Consider the following 14,995-nt stretch of genomic DNA (forward strand, 5'->3'; position numbering starts at 1 on the left):
ATGAAAAAATATTTTATTGGTGGTTTGGGAAGTAATGTCTATCATAGCAAGGATCTTCTTCAAGAACTAGATTCTCAGGTTTATTTTCTAAATCCATATGAAAAACATCTTCGAGATGAAACAGAATTGAAATCATGGTTTAAAAAATCGATAGAAGAGGAAGAATCTATCTGTCTGATAGGCCATTCTCTTGGAGGAGATTTGGCTCGTTATCTCGCATCGGAATTTCAAGAAGTGAAGAAACTGATTCTTTTGGATGGTGGCTATCTAGATTTAGATAAGATTTTACCTTTAGATACAGAGTTAGAGGAAACTAAAAATTATATCAAATCTCAAATTGTTTCGGACTTAGCTCTTCTTATTTCTAAAGAAAAATCTGAAGCAAAGCATTGGTCAGAAAATATGGAGAAAGCCGTAAGGCAGTCCTATCACTGGAATTCTGAGTATAATAGATATGAGTTGGCTATAAATTATGAAAATATAGAAGCGATACTCCGCTTACGGAGAAAAATACAAGCTTTTAAGAGAGAAGTGGGAGATACCTTGTTTATTAGTCCTCGCTATCCTAATGAAGCTACATGGAGAGAGGAAACACTAAAAGAATTACCAGATTATTTTGATACTATTTTTCTAGAAAACGTTGGCCATGAGCTTTATACTCAAGCACCCAAAAAAATCGCTAGTATGATTAATGAGTGGCTCTCTTATTCTCACTGAGTTGCTTGTATGGCTTGAAATGGTATAAGATGAAAATCTACAAGTCACTAATTCTCATATAACAAAAAAAACGAACAGGCTCTTTTCTGTCATTCAGAAGAGAACTTGTTCGTTTTTATCTTGATTTTCTTAAAAAGCTCGATAAACATAGGGATTTTCTGGTTTATCGACTTTTGTAAAGCTGTCGATTTCCAAGGTTGGGAGATTTTGTTTGAGTTCTTTATGGTAGTGATTGAGCAGTTTTCCTTTGGCCGTAATCCAAGTGTTGTTTTCATACTGCCGGGTATTTCCCTTGGTCAGCAATCCATAGACACCAGAATCTGCGATACAGTGGATAATGCCGAATCGGAACAGAAATTGACTATTGGCATGACTGGGGTCGTTATAGACAAAGCCTGTAAACTGGATTGTCTTGCCCTCAAACTCATCTGGATAGTCGTAGATAGCCTCCATGACCTCCATATAGTTTTCATTAGTGATCTGAATGCTATCCTGGGACAAGTATTTATCCGCCGCCGTTCGCATTTCCTTTTCATAGGCTGATTTTGAAAAATAAGAACTGGTGTCTGGTTTCAAATATTGGCTTGTCGTCCCTTCACTTGTCTGAATGGCTAGATCCGTTCCTTCCGATAGGGGGAAATGATAACCTTTAGCAGAAACGGTCTGAGAATCCAAGCTAACAGTTGGGAAAGTTAAGCCGATGACAAGTGGAATAGCCAGAAGAGAAATACTCGTCATCTTGGCCAATCGGCTGTTCAGATGACTGTGGGTTTTGACTTGCTTCATCCAGATATACAATTGAACAATTGCCAAGATAAAGGAAAGCACCATGGAGATATAGGCCAGATAGGAATAGTGCATGTTGATGTACTGGTTTAGTTTGCCCGACAGATGGAGGTAAATAGTCAGTTCAAAATAGCCAGCTAAAACTAAAAATCGAATCATAGGATGACTCCAATCAAGAGAGAATAGGCTAAAACGACCAGAGTCACAATCGTAATGAAGTGACTAATAAATCGTGCTTTCAAGTAATTTTTCATCATGAGAATATTTTTGATATCCAGCATTGGGCCAATGACGAGAAAGGCCAGAACTGGAGCCAAACCGAAACTCGAGAGAAGAGAAGCACCTATAAAGGCATCCGCCTCACTACAGAGCGAAAGAAGAAAGGATAAAATCATCAAGAGCAGGATGGCAAAAAGAGGGGTCGCACTGATAGAGGTCAGAATCCGAGTCGGAACGTAGACCTGTATTATAGAAGCAAAGAGGCAGCCAAATACCAAATAACGCCCCGTATCAAAAAATTCATCAATGGCCTGCACAAAGACCTGAAAAACTTTTTTTGCAGAACTCAAGTAAGAAAAATCATGCTCATGACAAGTCAGACGATTTTCTTTCTGAATCGGTTCTTGCCAGAAAAATCCTAGAAAAATTCCTAGTATTACAGCCACAAGAATGGAACCCAGAGCTCGTAATAGGGCGACATGGAAGGAGTTGCCAAAGGCAGAATAGGTCGCAAAAAGAACAATGGGATTGATAACAGGTGCTGTCACAAGAAAGGGAACGGCCGTGTAACTGGGAACCTTCTTTTCCAGAAAACGATTGATAATCGGGACGATTCCACATTCACAAGAGGGGAAAAGTATTCCAACGAAGGTGCCAAAAAAGATTCTTCCCCAACGATTTCGAGGGAGAAAATGATAAACCTTGTCAGGTGTGATATAGACCTCAATCAGCCCTGAGACAATACTTCCTATCAGAACGAAGGGGAGGGCTTCAATGATAATGGAGAGAAAAATGGCTCCAGTTTGAAGTACACTAGATGGGAGTTGTTGGAAAGCAGTCATCTAGCTTTTCTTTTCTGCTTTGGCTTTTTTCTCTTTGTCATCAGGGAAAGTGACTTGTTTCAAATCTGGGAGTTTAGCAAACTCTTCAAACATCTTGTCCAAGTCGTCTCGTTTTGTAAATTTTACAGCCATAGGTGTACCTCGATTCTAAATTCTACCTCTATTATACTATTATTTTGAGGAAAAGGGAAAAGTTAAAATTGAGTATCTAACGAATAATAGAGTTTGATATATCCTGATATACACTATGATTGTGATATAATAGTTGTGGAATAACGGAGGAAATTATGGATCATGAAAAAAATCGGTCAGATTACCGATGAAGTAAAAGAAATTTTTGATATTGTTCTTGAAGCGAGCGACATAAAGGTCAACAAAGACGGTTTGAGAAGCCATATGATAAAAGGCCATCACAATGATGTGATTCATCATATTGAAGACCTGGAACTCATACTAAGGAACCCAGATTTCGTCGGCATCAATCCACGAGAGAAAGACGCCAGTTTTGAATATGTAAAAAGATTTGATAATAATGTTCTTGTTGCGATTAAGTTGCGATTAAGTTACATAAAAGTGGTGATTTCTTTTATGTTCCGACCATGTATCGTTTACAAGATTACAAGTTACAAAGTCGTATTAAGTCTGGTAGATTGAGAAAACATAACATTAAATTGTCTGAAAATTTATTGACAGATTAGAAAAAACATAGTATAATGAAACGTAAAATGAATTCAGGTTTCCTGAACCGATAGGAGTATACAATGAAAAAACTAGGTTTTGTCCTTTTATCTTCAGCCTTGCTATTGACAGCTTGTGCTAATAACCAATCTAAGCCAAGCAATACGAGTGATTCGTCCAAGGTGACAGCCTTGTCTGAAGACAAGCAGAAAATGCTTGATAAGGCCACTGCTGACTATAAGACTTTTGTGCAAGAGCAAATCGATAAACTGTTGACAGATACAGAAGGCTTTGTCAAACTTTTGAAAGAAGGCAAGTTAGAAGAAGCTAAGAAGGTTTATCCACTGATTCGTATGTCCTATGAGCGTTCAGAACCGATTGCCGAGAGTTTTGGTGAGTCAGATGTCAAGATTGACTTCCGTTTGGCAGACTACATGGACGAAAACAAGACAGAAGAGGGATGGTCAGGTTTCCACCGTATTGAGCGTATCCTTTGGGAAGACAATACAACTAAAGGAACTGAAAGCTATGGTGATCAGTTGGTCAATGATATCAAGGAATTGAAAGCCAAGATTGCAACTGTTGATGTGGACTACAAGGTTATGCTGACTGGGGCAGTCGACTTGCTTAACGAAGTTGCAACAAGTAAGATTACAGGGGAAGAGGAAATTTATTCTCATACAGACTTGTATGACTTCCGTGCCAATATCGAGGGAGCTGAGAAGATTTTCCAACTCTTTAAACCTTTGCTTGAAAAATCAGACGCTAACCTAGTTAAAGAATTGGAAGCGGACTTCAAGTCTGTCAATGATTTGTTGGACAAACACATGACCGACAAGGAACACTACAAGCTCTATACAGATTTGACAACAGAAGATACCAAAGAATTGTCAGAAGCTGTGACAAAACTTGGTGAACCTCTATCACAAATGGGTAAATTTCTTAGTGGAGAATAAGAGTCATGACTGAAAAAGACGAAAAGTTTTTTGAGAAGAAAATGGACCGTCGAGAATTTCTAAAAAAAGCAGGGATTGGAGGGGCTGGTTTAGCGCTAGGACTCTCTGGTGCTTCTGCTTTTTTCGCACCTAAGCTAGGAAGTCAGGAAAAAATCTCGTACGGAAATGAAAAAATTGCTTTTTATGGCAAGCATCAAGCTGGGATTAGTACGCCCATGCAAAAGAATATCTATTTTGTTGTCTTGGACCTGCATACGACGGATAGAGATAAGATTATCCAGCTATTCAAGGATTGGACGGATTATAGTGCCAAGTTGGTTGAGGGGGAATTGGTCAAAAAAGATGGCCAGAATGCTCTCTTGCCTCCGAGTGATACTGGTGAGACAGTCGGGCTCAACCCTCATCGTTTGACGCTGACTTTTGGTGTGTCTGCGAGTTTCTTGAAAAAGATGAACTTGGAAAACAAGCGTCCTCAAGTTTTCAGGGATTTACCGCCTTTTCCTAAAGAGCAATTGCGTGAAAAATATACTGGTGGAGATATTGTCATCCAGGCCTGTGCAGATGATGAGCAGGTTGCCTTTCACGCTATTCGCAATCTCATCCGTAAGGGGAGAAATGCCGTGACCCTTCGTTGGAGTCAGTCTGGTTTTGCAGCTATCGGGGATCGAATGGAGACTCCGCGTAACCTCTTTGGTTTTAAGGATGGAACAGCAAATCCAACCAAGGAGAAAGACTTTGACCGCGTCATTTGGGCTGATAGTAAGGACTGGATGGAAAATGGTTCTTATATGGCAGTTCGTCGGATTCAGATGTTTTTAGAAACTTGGGATCGTACTAGTCTTGAAGAACAAGAAAATACCTTTGGTCGTTACAAGGAAAGTGGTGCCCCTTTCGGTAAGAAAAATGAGTTTGATGAAGTGGATTTGAGTCTTTTGCCTGATGATTCGCATGTTCGTTTGGCTAAGGAAGTGGACAAGCCGCTTTTGCGTCGTTCTTATTCTTACTCTGATGGAATTGATGAAAAAACTGGCCAGTTTGATACGGGCTTGCTCTTTATTTCTTTCCAGAAGGATCCTGATAACTTTGTCAAGGTTCAAACCAATCTAGGCGCTACTGATAAGATGAATGAATACATCACTCATATCGGTAGTGGACTCTTTGCTTGCTTTGGTGGTGTGGAGAAAGGGGGCTACATTGGTCAGAAATTATTGGAAGGCTAAAAGCTGGTTACTAGTTTTAGCTTTGTCACTTTTAATTCTTTCCCCAGTAGGTGCCCAAGAAAGTCTGAATTTTTACTTTGTGAAAATCACAGATGCTTCTAAAGCGGTCAAAAATGGGAGTCAGTCTGAGGCTCAGAAACTCGTTCAGGAGATGGCATCAGACTTCGAAAGAGTAGAAGACAGCAATTCTGAGGCTGGTAAAGTTGTTAAGGAAAAGTTAGCTCAATCAGGCGAGATTACTGAAGACAAACTCACCGAAATTTCTGCAGCCCTATTAGCTTTTGAAAAAGAACAAAATCCTATTGACCTAGATGCGGAAAAGGAAAAATTGGTCAACCGTCTGAGTCTACGTTTTGAAGCCTTGGAACAGGCTATTACTTCCAAAGATTTGGAAAAGGTCCGAGAGGCCTTTAAGAAAATGAATTCCACTTGGACCATCAATGAAAGTGTGGTTCGTGACAATAGTACGGCCCATTATGGACGTGTTGAAACAGCTATTTCTTTCTTGCGTAGTAGTATGGAAACCGAGCCTACAGATTTTAATTCAATCCAGATTTCCTTTGAGGACTTAAAAAAGGCTATTGATGATTTTGTAGCTGGAAAAGCAGTCGTAGCAACATCTTCTGATTTGAGTCTTAAAGACGGTATTGCCCTTTTGACAAAGGCTTTGGAACAATTCCAAGCTGGTGATCAAGCATCAGGAGCAGCTAGCATGAAGGAATTCATCACTATCTGGCCAACGATTGAAGGCTCTGTTAGCACGACCAATCCTTCCCTCTATACTCGAGTGGAAAGTGAAAGCCCTGTGATTATGGTCAAGGGAAGTGAGAAGGAATACCAAGAAAAATTAGAAAAACTGATTGCAGATTTATCACAAATTGATACTAGCGCACGTTACAATGCCTTTGATGCCATGCTGATTCTCCTGAGAGAAGGGGTAGAGGCTCTCTTAATCGTCATGGCCTTGGTGACGACCTTGAAAGCAGCCAAGATGCGAAAGGGACTCAAGTGGGTTTATGGTGGTGCTATCACTGGAATCATGGCTAGTCTCCTTATTGCTTTTATCCTGCAAATTGCCTTTCCAGCAGTAACATCAGGCTCCAATCGTGAAATCATCGAAGGAGCAGTGGGAATTTTTGCAGTAGCTATGATGATTTTGATTGGAATCTGGCTCCACAGCAAATCCTCGGTCAAAAAATGGAATACCTTTATGGAGTCACAAATGGAAACAGTGACCAAGACAGGCTCCTTTATTTCCATGTTTGCTCTCAGTTTTCTAGCTGTTTTCCGTGAGGGAGCAGAAACCATTCTCTTTTATGTTGGGATTTTACCAAGGATTTCCAGCTTTGAATTTGTCTTGGGAATCTCACTTGCCTTACTGGTTCTGGTAATTATTGCCATAGTGATGAATAAGGCCAGTCAATTCTTCCTGCCACATAAGGTCTTCTTTATCCTGACTTGGATGATTTATGCCCTAGCCTTCAAGATGCTGGGAGTTAGTGTCCATGCTCTTCAGTTGACCAATATGGCACCAAATCACTTGCTGACAGGCTTTCCAACGATCGATTTGCTTGGAATTTATCCAAGTTGGGAAGGCTTGGTCAGCCAGCTAGTCTTTGTTATTATTGTCTTGATTGTCACTTTTAGACAGGGTGAAAAATAGATGGACAGAAAAGAATTGACAATCGTGGAACATCTGGTAGAATTTAGAAAGAGATTATTGGCTGTGGTCATTTGTTTCTTTTTGGTATTCTGTGTCTCCCTACTTTTTGCAGACCAGATTTACCAGTATGTGACCCAATCTTTTCAGCAAAAGTTGATTGTTTTAGGACCCAATGATATTTTATGGATATACATACGTTTGGCTAGTCTGATGGCCTTTACCATCACCTTGCCTTACACGGTGTATCATATTTGGTCTTTCATCAAACCCGGTTTAAAGAAGGAAGAAGCTAGAGCGATTTTTGCCTATATTCCAGCTAGTTTCCTTTGTTTTCTAGTTGGACTGGCTTTTGGTTTTTACTTTGTAACACCAGCCTTACTTCAGGTTTTATTAGGGCTAGGAGAAGGACTATTTGAAACGCAGTTAACAGCCCAAAATTATCTGTCCTTTGTTTTTCAAACGACCTTACCCATGGCTCTGGTTTTTGAATTACCAGTTATCATTGCCTTTTTGACGTCGATTGGCCTCATTGGACCAGAATTATTGATTGCTTATCGCCGATATGCCTATTTTATCTTATTGGTACTTGCAGTCATCTTGACACCAGCCGACTTTGTCAGCGATTTGGCAATGACTACCCCCTTGATATTACTCTATGAATTGAGTATTACCATCAGCAAACACATTATGAAACGCAAGCAGAAAGGAGCGAGAAATGGGAATCTTACGTGATATCGGAGCACCAGGATTGATTATCATCGTTTTAGGAGCTCTCTTGATTTTTGGACCAAAACGATTACCTGAACTAGGCGAGTCAATCGGTAAAATGCTATCTGAATTTAAAAAAGCAGTTAAAGGAACTGAAAATCAAGATAAGGAAGATTAAATCTGGTCTAATTAAAAAACTTTGTACTCTGGAAACCATTGTGTGGCTAGCTAGAGTGCAAAGTTTTTTTATTTTTTAGTTAAAATGAAGACTGTGTTCCTTATAAGTACAAGGTTATTAAGAGAGTGGTGGACATTAAAATGATGATTTTGAGTTTTTGTTATTTTTGCTTTGGAGCAAGGTAACATAGTCACTTTTGGTGTGAAATAAGTGGGAAAGAAAAACAGTTCTTTGAGTCTGGTCGATAAAGTAAAGCAAGATATACTGACCGATAATTTTTCCTCGCGTAGGGTACTTACTGTTGATTTTTAGTCCGATTTTTTCATCTGCATCAAAGCCAGCTTCAGGAAAAGTTTCTAAACTTTTTAAGCCGTCTAAAATTCTGGCTACAGTATTCTTAGCAGACTGAGGTGATAAAAGAACAGTAGTAATGTAGTCATGGATACTGTCAATTGCTTGACTCACTTCGGTAGATAGAATCACTTTATAAGTCATATCGTAGCCTCATATCATCTAGGGAAGTTCCTTGTCCGGATTCATATTCTCTTAAGGCGCGTTCAGATTGGGCTTGTAGTTCTTGAATCAATCGTTCACGGTGTAAATCTTCTGCAGTTTTTATTGGCAAATCCTGTTCGAGAACAATCTGCTCGATAAAAAGACTAATAGCATCCGTCATAGTCATTCCTTTTTCCTTGATGATAGCTCTAGCTTGTTCCATTGATGACTCATTGATTTTAAAATTGTACTGTTTAGTAAGTGATGTCGTCATGGTATATCTCCAATCTATACTATATATAGCTAGTATATATCTTTTATATTTTTTAGGCAAGAGAAAACTTTGTACTCTGGAAGCTATTGTGTGGCTAGCTAGAGTGCAAAGTTTTTTTGAGTATGGAATATGAGAACAGCAGTTGATTTCAAGAAACAAAAAAGAACAGCCGAAGCTGTCTTTTTATCATTATTTGAGACCGTATTTTTTGTTGAAACGATCCACGCGTCCATCTGCTTGAGTGAACTTTTGACGTCCAGTGTAGAATGGGTGTGAGTCTGATGAAATTTCCACACGGATCAATGGGTAAGTTTCGCCTTCGAACTCAACTGTTTCGTTAGAGCGTTTTGTTGAACCGCTAAGGAATTGGTAACCAGTAGTTGTGTCCATGAAGACAACTGGGCGATATTCTGGATGGATATCTTTTTTCATTTTGCAATATTTCCTTTCTGCCATGGTCTCTTTGCGAGCCATAGATTGTTACCATACTAGTCTATCAGATTCTGAAAAGTTTGGCAAGTATTTTATCAGTTTTTAAGCAAGTTTTTTAACTTTTGGTAGATGATTTCGTTTTCTTCTAGGCTATAGGAATTAGCACCGCTTGCTAGAGGATGGCCTCCACCATCATGTTCTTTGGCAATTTCATTGATAGGATGAATTTTACTGCGTAAGCGAACGCGGTAGTGGCCAACAGCCTGCTCCACAAAAATTCCCCAGAGACTAACACTATCAATGCGTCCAGGTGCACCGACAATGGCTGCAGTTTCAGCATCGGTAACATTAAATTGTTTCAAGACTTCTTGACTCAGGATAACTCGCGCTGCACCATTTTCATCCACTTCCAGATGGTCGTAGATGTAGCCTTGAAGTTTAGCAATTTTGTAACTCATAGTGTCCATTTTGCGAGTGAGAGCCGCAAAGTCAAAGTTCTGTTCTCTTAGATAGGCAGCCAGACGAAGAGTCCGTGCAGTGGTAGAAGGGTAGAGGAAACGACCTGTATCGCCAACGATTCCTGCAAAGAGCAACTCAGCAGCGCAATCTGACAAGGCTAGTTGGGTTGTTTGGGCAAATAGGGTAATCATCTCGCTAGCGCTACTTGAACTAGTATCTACCCAAGATAGGTTACCGTATACATCATCATTTGGATGGTGGTCAATCTTAATGAGAAAATCACCTTGACTATAGCGCTTATCATCGATACGAGCAGTATTCGCCGTATCACAGACGATGACAAGTGCGCTCTGGTAGGCACTATCTTCAACAAGATCCATCTCAGCCATCCAAGTAAGAGTCGGTTCATCATAACCTACGGCTTTGATGTTTTTTTCAGGGAAATGATATTCCAGCAAGGCTTTCAAGCCCACTTGACTTCCCAAGGCATCAGGGTCTGGTTTCATATGACGATGAATGATAATCGTGTCGTATTCTTTGATTTTTTCTAAAATTTGATGGCAAATTTCCATAAATAACCTCAATTCTTTCTCATTTCATTGTAGCACAAGAATTTTTATTTTTAAAATGAAAAAGATGTGATATAATGGAGAAAGATAAATTGAGGAGGACGATATGGTATTAGCAAAAATTGTATTTGCCAGTATGACCGGTAATACCGAAGAAATTGCAGATATTGTAGCAGACAAATTACGTGACTTGGGCTTGGATGTTGATGTTGATGAATGTACAACTGTTGACGCTTCAGACTTCTTGGAAGCTGACATCGCTATCGTTGCGACCTATACTTATGGTGATGGTGAATTGCCAGATGAGATGATGGACTTCTACGAAGACCTAGCAGATCTCAACTTGAATGGCAAAATCTACGGAGTGGTTGGTTCAGGAGATACCTTCTACGATGAATTCTGTAAGGCTGTTGATGACTTTGATCGTGTTTTTGTTTCGACAGGAGCAGAAAAAGGTTCAGAATGTGTTAAAGTTGATCTCTCTGCTGAGGAAGAAGACATTGAGCGCTTGGAACAATTCGCAGAAGAATTGGCTGCTAAAGTAGGATAAGTATAAAAGTGCGCTGATGTAATCAATCAGTGCATTTTTCTTATCGTGAGTTAGGATTTTACTAGCCTATTTGGTGGCTTTTTGATACAATAATTCAAATAAAGGAGGAGACTGTATGGATTTAGATAGTATTCGTCAAGAAATTGATCAAATCGACGACCAAATCGTCAAGCTCTTAGAAGAACGAATGCATTTGGTTGAGGGTGTAGTTGCCTATAAGAAAGCTTCAGGTAAACCGATTTTAGATACTAAGAGAGAAGCGGTTATTTTTGAAAAGGTTAGAAGTCGTGTAGGAGATAAGCGCTATCAGGAAACTATTGTCGCGACTTTTTCGGACATACTCAAACGTTCGCGTGATTATCAGAATCAGAATATCAAATGAAAAAAGAACAATTTTATCCGCTAGGCATTTTTATAGCTGCTATGTTGGGCGGACTTGTGCGCTACCTTGTTTCTACTTGGTTATCAGCCAGTCCAGACTTTCCTTGGGGCACTCTCTTTGTCAACTATCTGGGAATTTTCTGCTTGATTTATCTTGTCAAGGGATATCTGGTCTATAAGGGGACTAGTAAGGGCTTGATTTTAGCACTAGGGACGGGCTTTTGTGGAGGTTTAACAACTTTTTCCAGCCTAATGCTTGATACTGTGAAGCTGCTTGATACAGGGCGTTATCTTAGTTTGATCATGTATTTGTTTTTGAGCATCGGTGGAGGACTGCTTTTAGCTTACTATTTAGGGAGGAAGAAATGGTAATCGTCTATCTTGCAATTGCTTGTGGTTTCGGAGCTTTAGTGCGCTATTTCTTTTCCCGCTATAATCAAACTTCTAAATTGCCCCTCGGAACGCTCATAGTCAATCTTCTAGGTTGTTTTTTAATTGGATTATTCTACAATCATGTGGAGTCTAAGGAAGTCTATGCTATTTTAGCAACAGGATTTTGTGGAGGTTTGACAACTTTTTCGACCTTGAATGACGAACTCCAAAGATTGTTAAGTGATAGGAAGGGATTTTATTCTTATTTAGCTTTGACCTACCTCGGTGGTTTGCTTGCGATTTTTTTAGGAATTCTGCTATAAATTTCTTTACTTTTTGGTGGAAATTTGGTAAACTGTATCTTGTGTGTAATGGACGCACAAAAATACAGTTTATCCGCTGAGGAAGATTCCTCAAGATTGACAAAGATAGGAGAATAAAATGAATCCATTAATCCAAAGCTTGACTGAAGGTCAACTTCGTACAGATATCCCATCATTCCGTCCTGGTGACACTGTTCGTGTACATGCGAAAGTTGTCGAAGGTAACCGTGAACGTATCCAGATTTTTGAAGGTGTTGTTATCGCACGTAAAGGTGCTGGTATCTCAGAAAACTACACAGTTCGTAAAATCTCTAACGGTGTAGGTGTTGAGCGTATCTTCCCCATCCACACTCCACGTGTTGAAAAAATCGAAGTTGTTCGTTACGGTAAAGTACGTCGTGCGAAATTGTACTACTTGCGTGCTCTTCAAGGTAAGGCAGCTCGTATCAAAGAAATCCGTCGTTAATTCGACTAAAACTCTGCTTTTTCAGCAGAGTTTTTATCTAGCTCCCTTAGTTCAATGGATATAACAACTCCCTCCTAAGGAGTAGTTGCAGGTTCGATTCCTGCAGGGGGCATAATAAGAAGCGTAAAGAAACATAAAGAATATTCAAAGTGTTTATTTGTAGGCAATCATCACAATTTAGTTTTTTAAAATAGGTTAGTATTTTTGGAATCTTTGACCAAAGTGTGACCAAAATTTGACCAAAAGTCAATGAATATAGAATAAAGTAGATCAGGAAGCTGGTCTATTTTATTTTGTAGTTATTGAGAAAAAGTGGTTTGTTTTAATTTGACTATTATACACATAATGCGTATAATAGTAAGTGTAAGGAGGTAACGAATATATATGCCACTTACAGGTAAAGAAATGGTGAAACTAGCTCTTGAGAATGGATGGGTTGAAGTTCGTCAAAGAGGAAGTCATCATCATTTTAAGAAAGAGGGTTTTTCTTATCTTGTCACGATTCCAGTTCATGGAAATGAAGATTTGGGAAAGGGATTGGAGAGAAAGATTCTCAAAGATTTAGGATTGTAATTTTTACTTTCCTAAGTCTTTTTACATCAGAGGTAGTAGAATGTTGGGGGTAGTAGAATGTTAAAAACGTATCCAGCTATTTTTCATAAAGAAGGAACAGGATATTGGGTAGAATTTCCAGAATTTGGTGGTGGTACAGAAGGAAAAAATATCGAAGAAGCGATGAAAAATGCTCGAGAAATGCTTGAAAATGTTTTAGCTTCTTATATCGATGAAGGGATGGCGTTGCCTACTCCAAGTGATATTTTAAAGATTGAAGTTTCAGATGGTTTTGTATCAATGATTCAAGTTGATCCTGCGCCTTTTGTGAGAAGTAACAAGGCGATTAGAAAGAACGTGACCGTTCCTGAATGGCTAGTTCGTCTTGCTGATCGAGAAAAGATTAACTATTCAGAAGTTTTGGCACAAGCATTAGAGAAGAAGTTGCAAGTTTAAATTAAAGACTGTATTTATTAGGGAATAAGTTTGATATGTATTGGTAAAAGTGATACAATAGATATACAAGAAGAAAAGGAGAAATGCTATGTCACAAATTGCTGTAAGAGTAGATGATGAATTGAAAAAAGAAGCGACTGCGATTTTTAATGAGTTGGGGTTGGATATGTCAACTGCTGTGAAGTTATTTTTGAAGCAAAGTGTGTTGACAAGAAGTATTCCTTTTGAAGTTAAACTTGATTCTGAGTAAGGTGAAATAAAAGTGTGGATAGATATAATCTAAAGGGGTTCGGTTATGGTTTATACAATAGATCAGATAAAGGAAAAAATTGTTCCTGTTGCTAAACAATATGATTTATCTAAAATTTATCTATTTGGCTCTTATGCTAGGGGCGAAGCTGATGGGAAAAGTGATGTTGATATTGCTTTGGAGTTAGAGGATGATTCTATATATTTTGATGTATATGGTAGACTTTTGACTATTTTTGATGGTAATATAGATATTCTATTGGTTAGTGATTTACTTTCTCCAAAAACAAACATTGGGAAGTTAGTCAAGAAAAATTTTTTGAATGATAGAGAGGTTATTTATGAGAAGTCAATCTCTTGAAACTGATATAGCATATTTGAAGGATATGGTTTTATATCTTGATAAGGCCGATGCTGTTTTGTATAAAGCAAGAAGATATAATTTACCTTTAGATGATGATATGGTAGTTGATTCTATCGCTATGAATTTAGGACAGGTAGGAGAACAGTTATCGTTAGGCAAATTATCAGAGGAAGTAAAACAGAAGTATTCAGATAGGATAAACTGGACTCAGATAAAAGGTTTTAGAAATTTTATTTATCATAATTATTCTAACTTAAATTTTAAAATTATAGAGGGTATATTGAAGGAATCTGTTCCCAAAACGAAAGAATCTTTACACTCGATTATAAGAGAATTAGAAGGTGAATTATAAAATAGAAAATGAAAGAGAAACTCTAAAAACGTATGGAAGATTTGCTAGAAATCGACAAATTTTATTCCTCAAAAAACGAATACTTCCATAAGAGAAATTATTATTGATGAAGATTTAATATCTGTATTGGATGCATTGAAAGAGGAACAAGATAAGGTTCTTTATAATCGTGAAGAATTAAAGAAATATGATTTGGTCTCTTGTGATAGAAGGTATAAACTTTCTACAAATTATGGATTGAATAAATACTTGAAAGTATTTTTATCCGAACTTGGGATAGGTAGCCAAACCATGATAGCAAAAGCAGGCAGGCATATTTACGGTTTATATTTATTAGACTTCCTGCAAAACTAGAATCCTAGTTCATGATTGATAATACCAACAATCAAATTCATTCGTAATCCGAAGCGTTTACGATGATCTCGATAGGTTGTTGAAAATATTTTAAACGTTTTCATAGTGAAATGAAATAAGAACAGGACAAATCAATCAAGACAGTCAAATCGATTTCTAACAATGTTTTAGAAGTAGAGGTGTACTATTCTAGTTTCAATCTACTATACTTTGTCAAAAATACTCTCAACCTTGATTCACTCCTTAGATAGCTCATGGTTACAGGATTTATCTTCAGCTATTAGCGGGTTGAGTTTGCTGGATTTACGTGGCGTTCGTTCTTGGGGATATATCTTCATGAGCCCTTGATAACCACTGTCAGCCAAGATTTTACCAGCTTG

At 38.4% G+C, this 14,995-nt stretch carries 24 protein-coding genes, 1 tRNA gene and 3 pseudogenes; 19 read left to right on the forward strand and 9 right to left on the reverse strand.

Annotated features, from left to right (window positions below; translation table 11 throughout):
- Entirely contained in the window at positions 1-717 is a 717-nt protein-coding gene (locus HT729_RS10485) for an alpha/beta hydrolase (protein ID WP_000759787.1), read from the forward strand.
- A 129-nt stretch (positions 718-846) separates the two neighbouring features.
- Here the strand turns inward: HT729_RS10485 and HT729_RS10490 are convergent, their stop codons facing one another.
- Genes HT729_RS10490 through HT729_RS12485 form a run of 3 tightly spaced genes read right to left on the reverse strand, consistent with a single transcriptional unit; the run spans position 847 to position 2,696 of the window.
- A complete protein-coding gene (locus HT729_RS10490) occupies positions 847-1,662 on the reverse strand; it encodes a TIGR03943 family protein (protein WP_000617844.1) in 816 nt (271 codons plus the stop codon).
- Complete coding sequence (locus tag HT729_RS10495; protein WP_000123618.1) at positions 1,659-2,564, reverse strand: permease; 906 nt, start codon at positions 2,562-2,564, stop codon at positions 1,659-1,661. Before HT729_RS10495 ends, HT729_RS10490 begins: the two co-directional genes overlap by 4 nt.
- A complete protein-coding gene (locus HT729_RS12485) occupies positions 2,565-2,696 on the reverse strand; it encodes an SPJ_0845 family protein (RefSeq protein ID WP_000268686.1) in 132 nt (43 codons plus the stop codon).
- A gap of 162 nt (positions 2,697-2,858) precedes the next feature.
- Between HT729_RS12485 and HT729_RS10500 the strand changes: the two genes are divergently transcribed.
- The 6 genes from HT729_RS10500 (at position 2,859) to tatA (ending at position 7,967) form a co-directional block, all read left to right on the forward strand.
- Positions 2,859-3,218 carry a hypothetical protein gene (locus HT729_RS10500; protein ID WP_007284914.1) on the forward strand — a complete coding sequence of 120 codons (360 nt, stop codon included), beginning with the start codon at positions 2,859-2,861 and terminating at the stop codon, positions 3,216-3,218.
- A gap of 107 nt (positions 3,219-3,325) precedes the next feature.
- Positions 3,326-4,198: an iron uptake system protein EfeO gene (efeO, locus tag HT729_RS10505; RefSeq protein WP_000732983.1), complete on the forward strand. Its 873-nt coding sequence runs from the start codon at positions 3,326-3,328 to the stop codon at positions 4,196-4,198.
- A gap of 5 nt (positions 4,199-4,203) precedes the next feature.
- Complete coding sequence (efeB, locus tag HT729_RS10510; protein WP_119943626.1) at positions 4,204-5,418, forward strand: iron uptake transporter deferrochelatase/peroxidase subunit; 1,215 nt, start codon at positions 4,204-4,206, stop codon at positions 5,416-5,418.
- On the forward strand, positions 5,393-7,081 hold the full coding sequence (locus tag HT729_RS10515) for an FTR1 family protein (RefSeq protein ID WP_172932000.1): 1,689 nt from the start codon (positions 5,393-5,395) through the stop codon (positions 7,079-7,081). The genes efeB and HT729_RS10515 overlap by 26 nt, the downstream gene beginning before the upstream one ends.
- The gene (tatC, locus tag HT729_RS10520) at positions 7,082-7,813 is read left to right on the forward strand and encodes a twin-arginine translocase subunit TatC (RefSeq protein WP_172926228.1); all 732 of its coding nucleotides are present in this window, start codon (positions 7,082-7,084) and stop codon (positions 7,811-7,813) included. It abuts the gene before it with no gap.
- Positions 7,797-7,967 carry a twin-arginine translocase TatA/TatE family subunit gene (tatA, locus tag HT729_RS10525; RefSeq protein WP_000512112.1) on the forward strand — a complete coding sequence of 57 codons (171 nt, stop codon included), beginning with the start codon at positions 7,797-7,799 and terminating at the stop codon, positions 7,965-7,967. Before tatC ends, tatA begins: the two co-directional genes overlap by 17 nt.
- Positions 7,968-8,102: 135 nt before the next feature.
- On the opposite strand, the gene HT729_RS10530 is transcribed toward tatA, so the two are convergent.
- The 4 genes from HT729_RS10530 to HT729_RS10545 form a co-directional block, all read right to left on the reverse strand.
- Positions 8,103-8,462, reverse strand: a complete 360-nt coding sequence (locus HT729_RS10530) for a type II toxin-antitoxin system RelE/ParE family toxin (protein ID WP_000221462.1) — start codon at positions 8,460-8,462, stop codon at positions 8,103-8,105.
- Complete coding sequence (locus HT729_RS10535; RefSeq protein ID WP_023941319.1) at positions 8,452-8,736, reverse strand: type II toxin-antitoxin system RelB/DinJ family antitoxin; 285 nt, start codon at positions 8,734-8,736, stop codon at positions 8,452-8,454. The genes HT729_RS10530 and HT729_RS10535 overlap by 11 nt, the downstream gene beginning before the upstream one ends.
- A gap of 189 nt (positions 8,737-8,925) precedes the next feature.
- Positions 8,926-9,168 (reverse strand): type B 50S ribosomal protein L31, encoded by a 243-nt coding sequence (locus HT729_RS10540; RefSeq protein WP_000710764.1) that lies wholly within the window; start codon positions 9,166-9,168, stop codon positions 8,926-8,928.
- A 95-nt stretch (positions 9,169-9,263) separates the two neighbouring features.
- Positions 9,264-10,199: a bifunctional oligoribonuclease/PAP phosphatase NrnA gene (locus HT729_RS10545; RefSeq protein ID WP_138703273.1), complete on the reverse strand. Its 936-nt coding sequence runs from the start codon at positions 10,197-10,199 to the stop codon at positions 9,264-9,266.
- Positions 10,200-10,302: 103 nt separating this feature from the next.
- Here HT729_RS10545 and HT729_RS10550 point away from each other — a divergent pair, with 103 nt between their 5' ends.
- From HT729_RS10550 to HT729_RS12630, 12 genes and pseudogenes are all read left to right on the forward strand, one after another.
- The gene (locus tag HT729_RS10550) at positions 10,303-10,746 is read left to right on the forward strand and encodes a flavodoxin (protein WP_000241950.1); all 444 of its coding nucleotides are present in this window, start codon (positions 10,303-10,305) and stop codon (positions 10,744-10,746) included.
- 115 nt (positions 10,747-10,861) lie between these two features.
- Complete coding sequence (locus tag HT729_RS10555) at positions 10,862-11,128, forward strand: chorismate mutase (RefSeq protein ID WP_000362492.1); 267 nt, start codon at positions 10,862-10,864, stop codon at positions 11,126-11,128.
- Positions 11,125-11,499, forward strand: coding sequence for a fluoride efflux transporter CrcB (gene crcB / locus HT729_RS10560; RefSeq protein WP_172926227.1), 375 nt, complete (start codon positions 11,125-11,127; stop codon positions 11,497-11,499). The genes HT729_RS10555 and crcB (HT729_RS10560) overlap by 4 nt, the downstream gene beginning before the upstream one ends.
- The gene (gene crcB, locus HT729_RS10565) at positions 11,493-11,822 is read left to right on the forward strand and encodes a fluoride efflux transporter CrcB (RefSeq protein ID WP_023933607.1); all 330 of its coding nucleotides are present in this window, start codon (positions 11,493-11,495) and stop codon (positions 11,820-11,822) included. Before crcB (HT729_RS10560) ends, crcB (HT729_RS10565) begins: the two co-directional genes overlap by 7 nt.
- A gap of 118 nt (positions 11,823-11,940) precedes the next feature.
- On the forward strand, positions 11,941-12,288 hold the full coding sequence (gene rplS / locus HT729_RS10570; protein WP_001068669.1) for a 50S ribosomal protein L19: 348 nt from the start codon (positions 11,941-11,943) through the stop codon (positions 12,286-12,288).
- 40 nt (positions 12,289-12,328) lie between these two features.
- Positions 12,329-12,400, forward strand: a tRNA-Arg gene (locus HT729_RS10575).
- Between the two features lie 272 nt (positions 12,401-12,672).
- Positions 12,673-12,861: a type II toxin-antitoxin system HicA family toxin gene (locus HT729_RS10580; protein WP_001131503.1), complete on the forward strand. Its 189-nt coding sequence runs from the start codon at positions 12,673-12,675 to the stop codon at positions 12,859-12,861.
- A gap of 57 nt (positions 12,862-12,918) precedes the next feature.
- Complete coding sequence (locus HT729_RS10585) at positions 12,919-13,296, forward strand: type II toxin-antitoxin system HicB family antitoxin (protein ID WP_000921490.1); 378 nt, start codon at positions 12,919-12,921, stop codon at positions 13,294-13,296.
- 88 nt (positions 13,297-13,384) lie between these two features.
- Positions 13,385-13,546 (forward strand): type II toxin-antitoxin system RelB/DinJ family antitoxin, encoded by a 162-nt coding sequence (locus HT729_RS10590; RefSeq protein WP_000077979.1) that lies wholly within the window; start codon positions 13,385-13,387, stop codon positions 13,544-13,546.
- A 45-nt stretch (positions 13,547-13,591) separates the two neighbouring features.
- On the forward strand, positions 13,592-13,906 hold the full coding sequence (locus HT729_RS10595; protein ID WP_000263130.1) for a nucleotidyltransferase domain-containing protein: 315 nt from the start codon (positions 13,592-13,594) through the stop codon (positions 13,904-13,906).
- Positions 13,887-14,261 carry a HepT-like ribonuclease domain-containing protein gene (locus HT729_RS10600; RefSeq protein ID WP_001257560.1) on the forward strand — a complete coding sequence of 125 codons (375 nt, stop codon included), beginning with the start codon at positions 13,887-13,889 and terminating at the stop codon, positions 14,259-14,261. The genes HT729_RS10595 and HT729_RS10600 overlap by 20 nt, the downstream gene beginning before the upstream one ends.
- 1 nt (position 14,262) lies before the next feature.
- Positions 14,263-14,597 (forward strand): annotated as a pseudogene (locus HT729_RS12630) (site-specific integrase); the annotation flags it as partial.
- Positions 14,598-14,611: 14 nt separating this feature from the next.
- Here the strand turns inward: HT729_RS12630 and HT729_RS10610 are convergent.
- Positions 14,612-14,719, reverse strand: a pseudogene (locus tag HT729_RS10610) (IS5/IS1182 family transposase); the annotation flags it as partial.
- Between the two features lie 135 nt (positions 14,720-14,854).
- Positions 14,855-14,995, reverse strand: a pseudogene (locus HT729_RS10615) (IS5/IS1182 family transposase); the annotation flags it as partial.

It is taken from the genome of Streptococcus sp. 79 (assembly GCF_013277425.1).
Taxonomy (GTDB): domain Bacteria; phylum Bacillota; class Bacilli; order Lactobacillales; family Streptococcaceae; genus Streptococcus; species Streptococcus pseudopneumoniae.